At 67.3% G+C, this 14,571-nt stretch carries 12 protein-coding genes; 9 read left to right on the top strand and 3 right to left on the bottom strand.

All coding sequences use genetic code 11. The features are described from left to right. Window positions 1-26 precede the first annotated feature (26 nt). The 3 genes from OHA18_RS25810 to OHA18_RS25800 are packed head-to-tail and all read left to right on the top strand — an operon-like array spanning window position 27 to window position 6,882. A complete protein-coding gene (locus OHA18_RS25810; protein WP_328997874.1) occupies window positions 27-1,562 on the top strand; it encodes a TIGR02677 family protein in 1,536 nt (511 codons plus the stop codon). Next, complete coding sequence (locus OHA18_RS25805) at window positions 1,559-2,800, top strand: TIGR02678 family protein (RefSeq protein WP_328997873.1); 1,242 nt, start codon at window positions 1,559-1,561, stop codon at window positions 2,798-2,800. Before OHA18_RS25810 ends, OHA18_RS25805 begins: the two co-directional genes overlap by 4 nt. Window positions 2,801-2,856: 56 nt before the next feature. Then, window positions 2,857-6,882, top strand: a complete 4,026-nt coding sequence (locus OHA18_RS25800; RefSeq protein ID WP_328997872.1) for a TIGR02680 family protein — start codon at window positions 2,857-2,859, stop codon at window positions 6,880-6,882. Between the two features lie 673 nt (window positions 6,883-7,555). On the opposite strand, the gene OHA18_RS25795 is transcribed toward OHA18_RS25800, so the two are convergent. Together OHA18_RS25795 and OHA18_RS25790 are read right to left on the bottom strand one after the other, a co-directional pair. Then, window positions 7,556-7,879 (bottom strand): LLM class flavin-dependent oxidoreductase, encoded by a 324-nt coding sequence (locus OHA18_RS25795; RefSeq protein WP_328997871.1) that lies wholly within the window; start codon window positions 7,877-7,879, stop codon window positions 7,556-7,558. 11 nt (window positions 7,880-7,890) lie between these two features. Continuing rightward, window positions 7,891-8,355, bottom strand: coding sequence for an SRPBCC family protein (locus OHA18_RS25790; protein WP_328997870.1), 465 nt, complete (start codon window positions 8,353-8,355; stop codon window positions 7,891-7,893). A gap of 507 nt (window positions 8,356-8,862) precedes the next feature. Here OHA18_RS25790 and OHA18_RS25785 point away from each other — a divergent pair. Next, on the top strand, window positions 8,863-9,180 hold the full coding sequence (locus tag OHA18_RS25785; RefSeq protein WP_328997869.1) for a MerR family transcriptional regulator: 318 nt from the start codon (window positions 8,863-8,865) through the stop codon (window positions 9,178-9,180). Window positions 9,181-9,250: 70 nt separating this feature from the next. Next, complete coding sequence (locus tag OHA18_RS25780) at window positions 9,251-9,943, top strand: GAF and ANTAR domain-containing protein (protein ID WP_328997868.1); 693 nt, start codon at window positions 9,251-9,253, stop codon at window positions 9,941-9,943. Between the two features lie 71 nt (window positions 9,944-10,014). Here the strand turns inward: OHA18_RS25780 and OHA18_RS25775 are convergent, their stop codons facing one another. Next, a complete protein-coding gene (locus OHA18_RS25775; protein ID WP_328997867.1) occupies window positions 10,015-10,383 on the bottom strand; it encodes a hypothetical protein in 369 nt (122 codons plus the stop codon). A gap of 204 nt (window positions 10,384-10,587) precedes the next feature. Between OHA18_RS25775 and OHA18_RS25770 the strand changes: the two genes are divergently transcribed. From OHA18_RS25770 to OHA18_RS25755, 4 genes are all read left to right on the top strand, one after another. After that, the gene (locus OHA18_RS25770) at window positions 10,588-11,088 is read left to right on the top strand and encodes a hypothetical protein (RefSeq protein WP_328997866.1); all 501 of its coding nucleotides are present in this window, start codon (window positions 10,588-10,590) and stop codon (window positions 11,086-11,088) included. A gap of 275 nt (window positions 11,089-11,363) precedes the next feature. Continuing rightward, window positions 11,364-12,335 carry a non-homologous end-joining DNA ligase gene (ligD, locus tag OHA18_RS25765; protein WP_328997865.1) on the top strand — a complete coding sequence of 324 codons (972 nt, stop codon included), beginning with the start codon at window positions 11,364-11,366 and terminating at the stop codon, window positions 12,333-12,335. After that, complete coding sequence (gene ligD, locus OHA18_RS25760; protein WP_328997864.1) at window positions 12,332-13,258, top strand: non-homologous end-joining DNA ligase; 927 nt, start codon at window positions 12,332-12,334, stop codon at window positions 13,256-13,258. Before ligD (OHA18_RS25765) ends, ligD (OHA18_RS25760) begins: the two co-directional genes overlap by 4 nt. Window positions 13,259-13,580: 322 nt before the next feature. Then, window positions 13,581-14,570 (top strand): SDR family oxidoreductase, encoded by a 990-nt coding sequence (locus OHA18_RS25755; RefSeq protein WP_328997863.1) that lies wholly within the window; start codon window positions 13,581-13,583, stop codon window positions 14,568-14,570. The last annotated feature ends 1 nt before the right edge of the window (window position 14,571 follow it).

The raw sequence follows: 14,571 nt of genomic DNA, 5'->3' as shown, positions 1-14,571 counted from the left end.
TTCGGCAGGTCCAGAGGGGAGGCGGTGTGGACTCGATCCGGATACCGCCCGAGCTGTTCCGGTTCACCTGGGGAGATCGCGCGGAGCTGTACGTCGCCATCCTGCACGCCTTCACCGAGGCGAACGAACGGCTCGACACGACCCTCGGCATCGACGAACTGGCCGCCGGGTTGCGAACGTTCGGCTGGGTTCCGGCCGCGTCCGACGACACGCTGCGCAGTGCTCTCGAGCAGCTGCGCGCCTGGCAACTGGTCGATTTCATCCAGGACCACACGGAAAACTACCGGACCGCTCTCGAGTACGAGCGCAACAACGTCCGCTACTCGCTCAGCAGGCGTGGCGAGGCCGCGTTCGCGGGCGTCACACACGCTATGAGCGTGCTGGCCTCAACCGGCGCCTTGCAGACCGCGGTCCTCGACGCCATCGGCGACCGGCTGGCCGACCTCGTGGTGGAGCTCGACGGAGTCTCCGATCGGCGTGTCTTCACCGCCTTGATGGAGCTCGAATCGCATCTGGAGGCCTTGCGCGCGAACACCAAGCAGTTCAACGGCGAGCTGCAGCGGTTGCTACGGGTGGAGGGCGTGGACATTTCGACGTTCCACGACGTCAAGGTGTCGACGGTTGCCTACCTGGAGGAGTTCCTGACCAATCTCGATCACCGCGCACACCTCATCCGGACCCGGATCGAGGCGGTTCTCGATCGAGGGGTCGCCTGGACGCAGCGCCGGGCGCTGATCGGCGCCGAGCTGCCGCGGTTCAGCGGTGTCGATCCCGGTCCGGCCTGGCTCGAACGCCGGCAGGCCCGATGGGAGGGCCTACTCGCCTGGTTCGTGGGGTCGGAGACGGCGCCACCACGGGTCGAGCAGCTGCACACCGTCGGCCGCAAGGCGATCGTCACACTGCTACAGGTGCTGGACCGGATCACTGAGACCAGACGCCGGGCCAGCAGCGCCGTGGCCGACTTCCGGGAGCTTGCGCGCTGGTTCACTGTTGTCCCGGCGCAAGAGGACCTGCACCGGCTCTGGGTGACGGCGTTCGGCCTCGCCCCGGCGCGACATGCACATCTGGCCGTCGACGATCCGGAGCTCATCGCGTCATCGGTGTCCTGGCGGGACGCGCCGCCGGTGCCGGTTTCACCGCTGCTGCGGTCGTCCGGCCAGGTCCAGAAGTTCAGTCGAACCGGACGCGTCCGCGACGTCGCGGCGTTGAAGGCCGCCCGCGCCGAGCGCGCCGCGGCGGAGCGGGCGGAGCTGGAGGCTGCCTGGGAGTTCCTCGACACCGGCGGCCCGATTCGGTTGTCGCTGATGGCCAAACTCGACGACCACCTCTTCGAGCGACTCCGCGAGCTGCTCGGACGGGCGTTGGACAGCGTCCCAGGACGCTCTGGGCATCGGCGGGCGACGACCTCAGACGGCAGAGCCGAGATCGTACTGTGGCTTCCGTCGGACGACGCCATCGCCACCATCCGAACCCCTCGGGGCGATTTCCGCGGCCCCGACTACGTCATCGAGATCCGGGCGGTTCGGAGCCGGGCGGTCCCGGAGTCGGGAGACTCCGGATGAGCCAGCTCGCCAATCAACTCGCACTGGCCGAACGCGACGAGATCTCCCGCGGTATCCGCGGCGTACTCGGCATCCCACTCGTCACTCAGCAGGCTGCGCCCGAACTCTTCGACCTCATCCGCCGCCGGCAGGAGTCGATCCGCCAGTGGTTCGACTACTACTGCGGATGGGTCCTCAGACTCGAGCCCCGCCTGGGTTACGCACGTCTGGTCAAAGTTCAGCCGTCGACGGACCCCAGCCGCCCTGTGCGGCGCCGCCGATCCGGTCGGGCACCGTTCGACCGCCGCCGGTACGCCGTGCTGTGTGTCGTCATCGCCGAGCTGCTCACCGTCCCCGTGACGACCATCGGCCAGCTGGCCGAACGCGTCCGCCAGGCAACCGCCGTCGACGAGGTCATCCCGACACTGGACACCGCCAGCAAGACCGAACGGCGAGCCTTCGTCGACGTACTGCGGCTGCTCGAGAGCTACAGCGCCGTTGCCGTCGTCGATGGCAGCACCGACGCCTACATCGACAGCGAGGACGCGAAGGTCCTCTATCAGGTCAACACCACGCTGTTGATCCGCCTGCTCGCCACACCAGTCGGGCCGTCCACTCTCGCCGTACCGATCGAGGAAGTGCCGCATCGCTTCGAGGAGCTCCTCGTCACCATCACGCGTGAGCGCCGCTATGGCCTCGCTGCCGATCCCCTTGCCGGCGAGTCAGAGATCTCGCCCACTCAGCAGAACCTGTGGCTACGCCACTCGATCTTCCGGCGGCTGGTGGACGATCCCGTGGTGTATTTCGCGGACCTTTCCCCCGCGGAACACGCCTACGTGACCTCACCTACCGGGCGGCAGCTGCTGCGGCGCGCCGCCGAGCAGGGCGGGTTCGTCTTGGAGGAACGGGCCGAAGGCGTGCTGTTCGTCGATCCTGACGGCCTCGCGACGGACAGCCGCTTTCCTGACGATGTCAGTACGGCGAAGATCACCGCACTCCTGATCCTCGACACACTCACCGGACCGGCCACCGTCGAGCAGCTTCACCTGACCACGAGCCGCTTGCTGAGCGATCACCCGTCATGGGCGAAGGCCTACCGGGACGCGGACGGACCGGCCAGGTTGGTCGACGACTCGCTCGCGGAGCTGACCATGTTCGGCCTCGCGCAGGTCTCCGGCGGTGTCGTCAGGCCGCTGCCTGCCGCCGGGCGGTACGCCGTACAGGCACTGCGCACATCCGGTCAGGAGACGAATCCATGACAGTTACACGACTTGAGCACCCACCGCAGGCGCCGGCAGCTCCGGAGGACCGCTGGATGCCCAGTCGCGCCGGCATCCTCAACGTCTGGCGGTACTACGACGAGGTCTTCACCTTCCACGACGGCCGGCTGCTGCTCCGCGGACCGAACGGGAGCGGTAAGTCCAAGGCGCTCGAACTGCTACTGCCGTTCCTCTTCGACGCCAGCCTCCGGGCCAGTCGCCTGTCGACCTTCGGCACCGGCGAGCGCACCATGCACTGGAACCTCATGGGCGAAGGCGCTTCGGGCACGACGAGGGTCGGCTATGTGTGGCTCGAGTTCGCCGGTCCGTCCGGCTGGTTCACCTGTGGCGCGCGGCTGCAGGCCGGGTCGCACACGACCACCGTCCATCCCGACTACTTCACCACGGATCTGCGGATCGAGCCCGGCGGTCTCTCCCTGGTCAACGATCTCGGGATGCCGCTGACGAGCAGTGCCTTGGCCGAGCGGCTCGGCGAGCGCGGTATCGTGCACGACAGCGCCACCGCGTACCGTTCGACGATCCGTACGACTTTGTTCCCCGGCCTGAGCGAGCAGCGGTACGACGCCCTCATCATGGCGCTGCTCCAGCTCCGCACACCGAAACTCTCGCAGCGGCTCGACCCGGCGCTGCTGTCTACTCTGCTGTCCCGGGCACTGCCGCCGCTGGACCAGCAGGAGATCGCCGACCTCGCCGAAGGGTTCGAGCGGCTCGACGCACAGCGCGAGCGCCTCCGCTCGCTCGACGCTGAGGTTGACGCGGCCGGCGATCTGGCTCGTCGACAAGGTACCTATGCCCAGCGCGTCCTGCGAGCGAGCGCCGGGAAGCTGATTAGCGCGACCACCGAGCTGGACAGACTGAGCGAGCAGGCCAAGGAGACCGCGGACGAGTACGAGAAGGCGATCGACCGGGAGACCGAGCTCAAGCGGCGACAGGACGAACTGCAAGGCGAGATTCGCCGTACGACGGCTCGCCGGGACGGGTTGACCGACTCCGACACGTACCGGGCCGGTCGGCAGCTGGATGACCTGCGGCAACAGACACAGCGCGCCCGGAACGACGCTCAACGGACTGCAGGTCTGGCAACCCGTGCCGCCGAACAGGCCGCGACCGACGAACAAGCTCTTGAAACCGCGACGCAGGGCGTGCAGCGCGCGGAGTCCGTCGTACGGCGACAGGGCGACGAAGTCCGGCAAGCCGCTACCAGGGTCGACCTGCTCATGCTGACCGACGAGCTCCTGCCGGAGCCGATCGCGGACGTCCCACGGGCCAAAGGTCTGTTGCGGGCTACTGTTCGCGGTCGAGAGAGCGAGATCCAGCAGCTCGGCGCCGCTGTCGACGCGCACGAGGGTGCGGTCGTACGGCGCCAGGAGGCGGAAGCGGAACTCGACCACGCGCGCGGCGAACTGGACCAGGCTCGGCAGGACTTGGCCGCAGCAGACGACGAACGTGACCTGGCTCTTGCCGGTCTGGTGTCGAGGCTGGCCACCTGGGGACACGACTGCCGGGAACTGGTGTTCCCGAGTCCGGAGGCGCTCGAGGAACAGGCCGAGTCGGAGTCGGGGCTGCACGACGTGATCGCGGCCGCGGCGACGGTCGTCACCTCGGACGTCGCCGCGAAACGGACCACAGTCCAGGCCGCGCTCGATGCGCTCATCAGCACTCGAGCCGCGCTGCAGGAAGAGCTGGTGGAACTCGACGTCGGAGAGCTCCCGCCAGCGGCCCCGCCGTACCGAACGGCGGATCGCACGACGGCGCAAGGTGCTCCGCTGTGGCAGCTCGTCGACTTCGCCGCATCCGTTCCTACAGACACACGTCCCCGGCTAGAGGCCGCGCTGCAGGCTTCGGGGCTCCTCGACGCCTGGATCACTCCGACCGGCCACGCCCGGATTCACCACGCGGCTGACGGTCACGAGTCCTGGCTTCGTCCCGTCGGACAGCACGACACATACGCCGATCCGGCCGGGCTCGAGCCGGTGGCCGGTCCGTCGCTGGCCGACGTACTCACGCCCGAGCGCGACGGCGTTGTGGACGAGGACGCTGTACGAGGTCTGCTCACAGTCGTTGCCGTTGCCAACGAACTGCCCGCCGACGGGCTCGTGGCGATCGGCCTCGACGGCACCTGGCGGATGGGAGCTCTCACCGGAAGCTGGGAGAAGGAGGCCGCGGCGCATATCGGCGGAGCGGCGCGGCGACAGGCACGTGAGCAGCGCGCGACCGAGATCCGCGCCGAACTGGCAGCAATCGCAGCGGACAGCGACGCCCGCACAGCCGACCTGCGCGCTCTGCAGCGTCGTCTGGACGTGCTTGGCACCGAGCTGGCGTCCGTCCCGTCCCGTGAGGTGCTCGACGACGCGACCCGGCTGTTGGCCCAGCGGCAGGCCGAGACGAACTCCGCCGACGGCATCGTTCACGGCCGGATGAAGACCGTCGAACTACGAGAGTCCCAGGTAGCTGCCGCTCTACGTTCACTGACGCAGCTGGCCGCAGAAGCCCGGTTGCCGACGCAGCGATCGGCGTTGGCCGAGGTCAGGAATGCGTTGCGGTCCTTCTCCGATCTCGCCGAGAGCTGGCTGGACGGACAGGCCGAGCTGAACTCGACCCGCCGACAAGCCGACGAACTGCGGACGCGGGTCGAACGGTCGGCGGCCGAGGCCGATGAACGCGCCGGCGAGGCCGCCGAGGACGCGGCAGCTCACGAGGAGCTCGCCGTACGGCTGGAAACCATCGAAGCGAGCGTCGGGCAGGACTACCGAGAGCTTCTCGACGAGATCAGTCGACTGCGCACGACGCTCGAGGAGCTCGGCCACGCTCAGGACGATACCCGCAATCTCCGGACCCAACTCGCACGGACGATCGGAGAGTTGAGCACCCGTGTCGAGACGGCGACGGCGGCCCACGAGCAGGCCACTGCCGCGAGAGACGCGGCTGCCGCCGACTTCCGAAAGCTCGCTATCGGCACGTTCCCTGCTGACAGCAAGCTCCCGAACCTTCCCGACTTCGTCGAAGGTCTCGCAGCGTCGGACGGCGTCCGCGCGAGCCTGGACGCGGCCCGTCTGGTGGCGGCAGCCTGGCCGAACATCCCGCACGCACCGAGCCATCTTGCCGACGCGGTCCGGCGACTCTCGGAGAGCGTGCACGAGTGCCGCGAATCGTTGCGATCCCGAGCCGACCTCGATCTCGAGACGGACGACGACATCCAGGTCTTCACCGCGATCGTCGACGGGCTGCGGGTCGGCGCGGCCGAACTCCTCCAGATTCTGCGCCGCGACGCCGATCAGAGCCGCCTTGAGATCACGAACCAGGAACGAGAACTATTCGACCGGACCCTCACCGGCGACACCCGTCGCCACCTCGCGAACCGGATCCGGCAAGCCAACGACCTGGTGGACCAGATGAACACCCGGCTCCAGCAGGTCCGGACCGCGTCGAGGGTCGCCGTACAACTGGTCTGGCAGGTCGCGCCCGAGCTGCCCGCCGGCACGAAGACGGCGCGCGACCTGCTGCTGAAAGACCCGGCCAATCTGTCCGAAGACGACCGCGAGTCCCTGCACCGATTCCTCCGCGACCGAGTCGAGCAGGCCAGGGCCGACGACACCGCAACCACCTGGGCCGAACAACTCGCCCAGGTCTTCGACTACACCGCCTGGCACCACTTCGTCGTCAAGGTCGACCGCGGCACGGGCGACGGCTGGCAACCCCTGACCAGGAAACTGCACGGAGCGCTGTCCGGCGGCGAGAAGGCGATCGCTCTGCACCTCCCTCTGTTCGCCGTCGTGGCCGCCCACTACCAGTCCGTTCCCACTGCTCCCCGAGTCATCCTCCTCGACGAGGTCTTCGTCGGCGTCGACACCGCCAACCGCGGCCAGATCTTCGCGCTCCTCGCCGCCCTCGACCTGGACCTGATGCTGACGTCCGACCACGAATGGTGCACGTACGGCGAACTGCCGGGTATCGGCATCCACCAACTCGTTACCGCCGCCGACGGCGACGACGCCGTCACCACCGCGAGATTCACCTGGGACGGTCACCGGCTGCTGACCGACACTGCCGACTTGCCTTAGGTGCCTCGCCTCGATCGATCAACTCTTCCCATCCGTCATCACAGACGAACTGCGCTCGGCGCTCTGGACCTCCGCCGACAGCTTCAGCCGGCGCCCGTTGTCGTCAGGCGTCGATTGCGCGCGAACGACTCCCGATTCGTCCGAGGCCGCTAGCGTTCCACGAACGTGGCGAGCTTTCGGAGGCTGTCGGCGTCCGTGCCTCTGGCGGCTGCGGCCTGTTCCCACCGGTGTAACTCCTGGGCACTCGCGCCGAACCGTACTTCAGCACCGTCCGGCTGCGGACCGCCCATCCGCAGAACTGCCCGACGAGTCATCGACGATCTCCAGGCTCCATCAGCCGACCCCACGACGCACCTCTTTACGCACCTCAATCAGCGCGAGAAGATGGTGAGCGATGAGAAGCGATGTGCACGACATCAGCCCCGAATCCCTTGCCAGTAGGAGTTTTCGCTCATCATCGGCAAACGATGGTCAGTTTCAGCCGGAATTCAGCGGGTTCGGGGTTCGAGTCCCTGGCGGCGCACAAAAGCCCAGGTCACCACGGTGTCCTGGGCTTCGTTGTGTCTCCGACACACCACTTACGCACCACTTTGCGAATTTGCCCTCACAGATCCGAGCGGCCACCTCTCGCCACTTCCAACCCGATCGACCTTCATCTGATCGTGACTGTGCGTCACATCACAACGCTTCGCATCATTGCCGGAATCTCCACTCCCGCCCGTCGGCCAGCGTTGAGCCGCCAACCATCACCCCGGTTGGGGTGATACCGGATGAACGGGCAGGTGACTCCGGTCGCCAGCCCGATGGACGACGTACGCATCGCCATCGCCGCCAGCATCGAGAACGCGAACCCCGAGTGCTCGTGCTCACTCACCCACGGATGAAAGTGATCGCTCACCTCGACGAAATCGAACCCGGCCTCCTCCGCCCGCACCGCCTGCTCGACGATGTCCGACGGTCCGTAGGCCTCCGCGATCAGCTTGAACCCCAACCTCATCGACACCCCTCCTACCGGCCCGGATCACGGGGTACGTCGCCGCGCCAACCGCCGGTCTCGTCGCCGTGCTCCTCGATGAACTCCTTGAACCGCTGGAGATCGCCCTTCACCCGGCCCTCGACCACACCGAACCTGTCACCGACCTTCTCCAGGAAGCCGTCGGGATCGATGTCCATCTGCGCGGTGACCCGGCTGGTGGTGTCCGACAACTTGTGGAACGTCACGACACCGGCATGCTGCGGCCCCGAATTCGATTTCCAGGCCACCCGCTCGTCCGGGTGCTGCTCGGTCACCGTCGCATCGAACTCCCGCGTCGCCCCACCGACCTTCACGACCCAGTGATTGTGGGTCGCATCCAGCTGACGGATCTCCTCCACGCCCTCCATGAACTGCGGGAACGTCTCGAACCGCGTCCACTGGTTGTATGCCGTGGTTACCGGCACGTCGACGTCGATCGACTGCGTGATCGTGCTCATCGCCTTACCTCCAAGGGATCTTGATCTGCCGCCACCCGGTGCCCCTGATCACCCGACCGACACACCCCCGACTGATCGCGGACCGCCGATTCACCTGGACCAGCCCAGGTAGCAGACGGTCAAGGACGAGCGGGACGACTGGAGCGAACACTCCCCAGTCGCGACGAACACGAGGCTCTGCGCCGGGCCTGCGGACTTGCTGGCACACATCGTCGGCGGGCCCGGCGCTTACCAGGGGACGCATCTCCGGTGGCCGTGGAACCACCGTCGGAAACGGCCTGCCCGCCACCACGAACCTGTCACGAGTCTGTCGCAATATCTGTAGCAGCGACCATAGACATTACGACTCGATCGAGATAGTCTTCCTGGTACCAACAGAGAAGAACATCGAAGCTGACGTAGACAGCTAACGGGATTGCCAATTCACAACCCAAGGCTCCGGGTGCGAGTGCACCGGGGCCGTTCGGCGCGGAGGCTCGATGACCCCAGACGTACACGGAGACTTCGATGGGTTCAGATCCGTCACCCGGGCCGGCCAGCTTCGACGATGACGACTACCCCGCGTTCACGATGGGCCGAGCAGCCGAAATGCTCGGCACCACACCAGGATTCTTACGGAGCCTGGGCGAGGCGAAGCTGATCACGCCGCAGCGTTCCGACGGCGGTCACCGCCGCTACTCCCGCTACCAACTGCGTCTCGCGGCCAGGGCCCGGGAGCTCGTGGACCAGGGCACCGCACTCGAGGCGGCCTGCCGAATCATCATCTTGGAAGATCAGCTCGCAGAAGCGCAGCGCGTCAATGAACAACTGCGAGACGAAAGCTAGCACCACGGGTATCGGCGGGGTTCGGCCGCCGGGGTGCATCACCACAACCGCATCCCGCTTGGAGATCGAGATGGCACTGTCAGAGCCCACCGACGTGTTCGACGCCGGCGCGTTCGCGCAGTTCGCGCTGGAGTTGCACGACGCTGCCGGCGTGGACGAGACCCTGGAGACGGTGCTGCAGTTCGCGTTACAGGCAGCCAACTGCACGTATGCCGGCGTCGCGCTCGCAGCCCGCGGGGACCGCGCCGAGGTCGGGGCGGTCACCGCTCCGGTCGTGGACACGTTGTATCGGGTCCAGATCGAGGCCGACGAGGGTCCGATGCTGACTGCGCTGACCGGCGATACAGTCACCGTGCCCGATGTCGCCACCGACAACCGCTGGCCGAGCTGGCAGACCGCGGCCGTGGCAGCCGGCATCGGAAGTGTCCTGCAGGTCCCGATGAAGGTCAGCGACCAGACCACCGGCGTCCTGTCGCTCTACGACGCCGAGCCGAACGCATTCACTGTCGACGACGAAGCAATCGCGCACATTCTGGCGCGGCATGCCTCGGTCGCGGTTGCCACCGCCCGCCATGAACTGTCCATGGCCCAGGCGGTGGATGCCCGCAAGCTGGTCGGACAGGCGATGGGAATCCTGATGGAACGCTTCGACATAACTGCCGATCAGGCGTTCGCGGTCCTACGGCGCTACTCCCAAGACACCAACACCAAACTGCGCGACGTCGCCGAGCAGCTGATCCAGACCCGCAAACTCCCCCACTGAGCGATCACGCCGTTCGCTCGCGGCGACGCTCGACACACCGGCAACGACCCAGACGGCTCCGTAGCGGGTGCTCACCGCTTCTGCTGTTCGCTGTTTGCCTCTGCACCGCGATTGCTCTGTTCGAAGTCGCGGTGATCGTCACCACTCGCTTCAGGCATAGATGGTCTCTCGGCCGGTTCGGGCTGGGCACCGCGGAGCAACGACGGTCGGGCCTGTCGGTTCAGTCTGGGCAGGATCACCCAGGTCAGCAACGCCGTCAGCGTGAAGGAACTGATCGCGAGCGCAACGGGCTGCGGCAAACCCGGTACCACGAGCTTCAACGCCGTCGCGATCACCAGCAGAGTCGGGTAGGCGGCCGCCCAGGTGATCAGGAACGTCTTCCATCGCGGCGAAGCCGTCTCGCCAGGCACCGTGAACCAGCTGTGCCGGCCGTCGGACACGGTCCGACGCTCGTCGGACAGCCGGTCTCCAGGTACCCGCAAGGCCCACGCGGCAACCGAGGTCCGCAAACTGGCCGATTCCTGTTTTGACGAGTCACCGGGCTGGTACAGGCGCTGCATGGACAGACCGAGGATTGTCATCGTTCGGGCCGGATCGGCCGGATTTCATTGTGCCGACAAATCACGTCAAGGCAGGTGATCTTGATGTACGACGTTGTGGTCCTGGTCGAGCAGGAGCTGACGGTACCGGACGCGGAGCGGCTGGTGGAGCTGTACGCGGGCACACGGGAGCAGATCAGGTTCCATCTGATCGTTCCGTGCGACGACGCGCAGGCCCAGGTGCAGGCATCTCTGGCCGGCACGGAACTCTACGGGATCACCGCCGAGCGGTACTCCGTCCGAGCGGACGAGCCGACCGTCACCGCACAGCGTGAAGCACAACGGGCCGCTGACGCGCACGCCGCCGCAGCACTTGAGCGCAGCGTCCAGCGATTGAGGTCGCTCGGCCGGGATGCGGACGGGGTGTGCACGCACAAGCGGCCTGTCGACGCACTCGTCGACGACATCAAGCGGGTGCATGGCCAGGAGGCCGTCGTACTCACCCGACCGCACGTCGTGGCCGAACTGCTCCACGTCGACTGGTCAGCACAGGCTCGCCGCCACCTCGGCGTACCCGTCCTTCATGTCCTCGAGCAGGACCACTGAGACGAGCAGCCCCCAACCCATGAATGGGAGCCGGTCCGTCAGCGGTCGTCAGCCGCAGCTGACCCTCGCGGTCTGTGCCCTGCCGTCGCTCATCGCTCGTACTGCGCAACCCAGCGCGTCCGCCTCAGATCGTTTGCCTGAGGGGTGTCCGGGCACCGGCTAGGCGTGACCGCGGAGCAGGAGTACGGCGGTGGGACAGTGATCGTCTGGGAGACCCATGCGGTCGCAACCGAGTCGGCCTTGTCCGGCCGGACCATCGAGGAGGTCGCCGGCTAGTGGACTTCTCGGCCCCCGAGGCGACCCAACCCGAGTGGATCGCGCCGATGCTCGCCACCCTGACCGAGGATCGCTTCTCGGATCCGGAGTGGTTCTACGAGCGCAAACTCGACGGGGAACGGTGTCTTGCCTTTCGTACTGCGGATGGCGTTCGGCTGCTGTCGCGCAACCGCAAGGAATTGAACGGCCATTACCCCGAACTCGTCGAGGCGCTGGCCGGGCAGCCGAGTGAGGATTTCGTGGTCGACGGGGAGATCGTCGCGTTCGAGGGCAACCGGACCAGCTTCGCCCGGCTCCAGGGGCGGATGCAGGTCAACGATCCGGACGCGGCTCGCCGTACCGGCGTGAAGGTGTTCTTCTACGTGTTCGACGCCTTGCATCTGGACGGACACGACCTGACGGGCCTCGCACTCCGCCGGCGCAAGGCGCTGCTGCGCCAAGCTCTGCGGTACGGCGGCCCGCTCCGCTTCACGCCACATCGGACCAGCAACGGCGTCGCGTACTGGGAGCAGGCATGCCGGCGCGGCTGGGAAGGTGTCATCGCCAAGCGGGCCGACGGATCCTACGCGCATGGCCGCTCCAAGGACTGGCTGAAGTTCAAGTGCGTGGCCGAGCAGGAGTTCGTCATCGGCGGATACACCGATCCGCAGGGCAGCCGGATCGGATTCGGCGCGCTCCTGATCGGGTACTACGAACGCGGCCAACTGCGGTACGCCGGCAAAGTCGGCACGGGCTTCGACCGGTCGATGCTCGAACAACTGAGCAGGCAGCTCGCCGACCTCGAGCAGGACGAACCGGCCTTTGCCTCCGGCAACTTGCCGCACGCACGGGTGCATTGGGTGAAACCGCGGCTGGTCGGCCAGGTCGGCTTCAGCGAATGGACCCGCGACGGGCAACTCCGCCATCCCAGGTTCCAGGGGCTGCGAGAGGACAAGCGCCCACGCGAGGTCGTCCGGGAGCGTGCACAGTGAACAGCGACGAGATCCGGGTGGGCCGCCGTACCATCCAGCTGAGCAGGACGGACAAGGTCCTGTTCCCCGACGGCGGCCTGACCAAGGGCGACCTCATCAGGTACTACGAGACGGTCGGCGCACAGATGGTCCCGTACCTGAAGGGCCGTCCGCTGTCGCTCGAGCGATACCCCGACGGCATCCAGGATGGGCAGGTCTTTCAGCAGAACGCGCCGCGGTACTTCCCGGACTGGATCGAGACCGCCTCGGTGAAACGGGTCGAGGGCCGCGGCAGTGTCAAGCACGCGGTCGCCGGCAGCGCCGCGGCGTTGGTGTACCTCGCCAACCAGGCCTGTATTACTCCGCACGCCTGGCTGTCTCGCGCCGACCGCCCGCGCAACCCCGATCAGCTGATCTTCGACCTCGACCCACCCGGCGACGACTTCCCCGCCGCACGTCGCGCCGCTCTGGACATCCGGCAACTGCTGGCCGAACTCGACCTGCCTTCCTTCGTCAAAACCACCGGCGGCAAGGGCCTGCACGTGCACGTCTCCCTCGACCGTACGGCGGACTTCGACCAGGTGCGCGAGTTCGCGAACGAGGTCGCCCAGGTGCTCGTCGTACGCGACCCGAAGCGGTACACCACCGAACAGCGCAAGGCGAAAAGACAAGACCGGCTGTACCTCGACATCATGCGCAACGCCTACGGCCAGACCGCCGTCCCGCCGTACGCCGTGCGAGCCCGACCGGGAGCGCCCGTTGCCACACCATTGGACTGGCGCGAGCTCGACGATCGCCGGCTGCGCGGCGACAGGTTCACCATCCGAACGGTCCCGCGCCGCCTCGACCAAGACGGTGACCCCTGGAGCGCCCACACCCGACGCGGCCGCTCCCTGACCAAACCCCGGCGCCGCCTGAACGAACTGCTGACCGCGGAGGACTAGTGCTACGACCTCGAGTTGCGGTACCTGGCCGTCCGTGCTCGTCTTCGAAACGCGGGCCGGCTCCTGACGGCGCGTTACTCGCGAGTCTGAGCTCTACCGCGCCTTCGAGCGCGACGAAGAGGACTCCGGCAAGCTGCTCGGCACCAAGCTGCCGATGCCGGTACTCGCGATGGCCCGGTGTTTCACCGTCGGTGACCACGCTCGCCAGTAATGGATGCCGGCCTCCGACCGCGGATCGCCCGGGTACCCAGGCACAACCCGGCAAAACGGGTTTCGGCCGAGCCGCGATGGTCACCTGGAAAGTGAGCTGAAGGAGGATCAGGTGGCACAGGTCGTTGTGGTTACCGGAGCCAGTGGTGGGATCGGGCGGGCGAGTGCGGTCGCGTTCGCCCGTCGTGGCGCCAAGGTGGCGTTGCTGGCGCGGGGCGAGACCGGGCTCGCGGCGGCCGCGCGGGATGTCGAGGAGGCGGGCGGTACGGCGCTGCCGGTCGAGGTCGATGTCGCGGACTACGAGCAGGTCGAGGACGCGGCCGGGAAGGTCGAGCGGGAGCTCGGGCCGATCGACGTGTGGGTGAACGTGGCGTTCAGTTCGGTGTTCGCGCCGTTCCAGCAGATCGAGCCGAGCGAGTTCCAGCGGACGACCGACGTCACCTACCTCGGGTACGTGTACGGCACGCGCGCGGCGCTGGACCGGATGAAGCCCCGGGACCACGGCACGATCGTCCAGGTCGGGTCGGCGCTGGCCTATCGCGGCATCCCGCTGCAATCGGCGTACTGCGGAGCCAAGCACGCGATCCAAGGGTTCCACGACTCGCTTCGCTGCGAACTGCTGCACGACAAGACGAACGTGCACGCCACGATGGTGCAGATGCCCGCGGTCAACACACCCCAGTTCTCCTGGGTCCTGAACCGGCTACCCAAGCACCCCCAACCGGTACCGCCGATCTTCCAGCCCGAGGTCGCCGCGGACGCCGTCCTGTACGCCGCCGATCACCCGCACCGGCGCGAGTACTGGGTTGGCATGCCGACGGCCGCCACCATCATCGCGAACAAGTTCGCCGCCGGCCTCCTGGACCGCTATCTGGCCCGCACCGGCTACAAGTCACAACAGGCCGACGAGCCCGCCGAGAAGGCCGCCAACCTCTGGGAGCCCGCCGACGACGACCGCGACTACGGCGCCCACGGAGCCTTCGACGACCGCTCAACCGCCCGCAGCTACCAGGTCTGGGCATCCCGACACCGCCGCCTCGTCGCCGCGCTCGCCACCGGCGCAGCCGCGGCCACCGTCTACCTCACCCGCAGCCAGCGATAGC

This window comes from Kribbella sp. NBC_00709, from assembly GCF_036226565.1.
Taxonomy (GTDB): domain Bacteria; phylum Actinomycetota; class Actinomycetes; order Propionibacteriales; family Kribbellaceae; genus Kribbella.
This window is presented reverse-complemented; position numbering and strand designations above follow the sequence as displayed.

Coding starts and splice junctions, on each gene's coding strand:
- OHA18_RS25795 (WP_328997871.1), bottom strand. CDS start 7,879: ATGAGGTTGGGGTTCAAGCTGATCGCGGAGGCCTACGGACCGTCGGAC.
- OHA18_RS25770 (WP_328997866.1), top strand. CDS start 10,588: ATGTACGACGTTGTGGTCCTGGTCGAGCAGGAGCTGACGGTACCGGAC.
- OHA18_RS25805 (WP_328997873.1), top strand. CDS start 1,559: ATGAGCCAGCTCGCCAATCAACTCGCACTGGCCGAACGCGACGAGATC.
- OHA18_RS25780 (WP_328997868.1), top strand. CDS start 9,251: ATGGCACTGTCAGAGCCCACCGACGTGTTCGACGCCGGCGCGTTCGCG.
- OHA18_RS25800 (WP_328997872.1), top strand. CDS start 2,857: ATGCCCAGTCGCGCCGGCATCCTCAACGTCTGGCGGTACTACGACGAG.
- OHA18_RS25790 (WP_328997870.1), bottom strand. CDS start 8,355: ATGAGCACGATCACGCAGTCGATCGACGTCGACGTGCCGGTAACCACG.
- OHA18_RS25785 (WP_328997869.1), top strand. CDS start 8,863: ATGGGTTCAGATCCGTCACCCGGGCCGGCCAGCTTCGACGATGACGAC.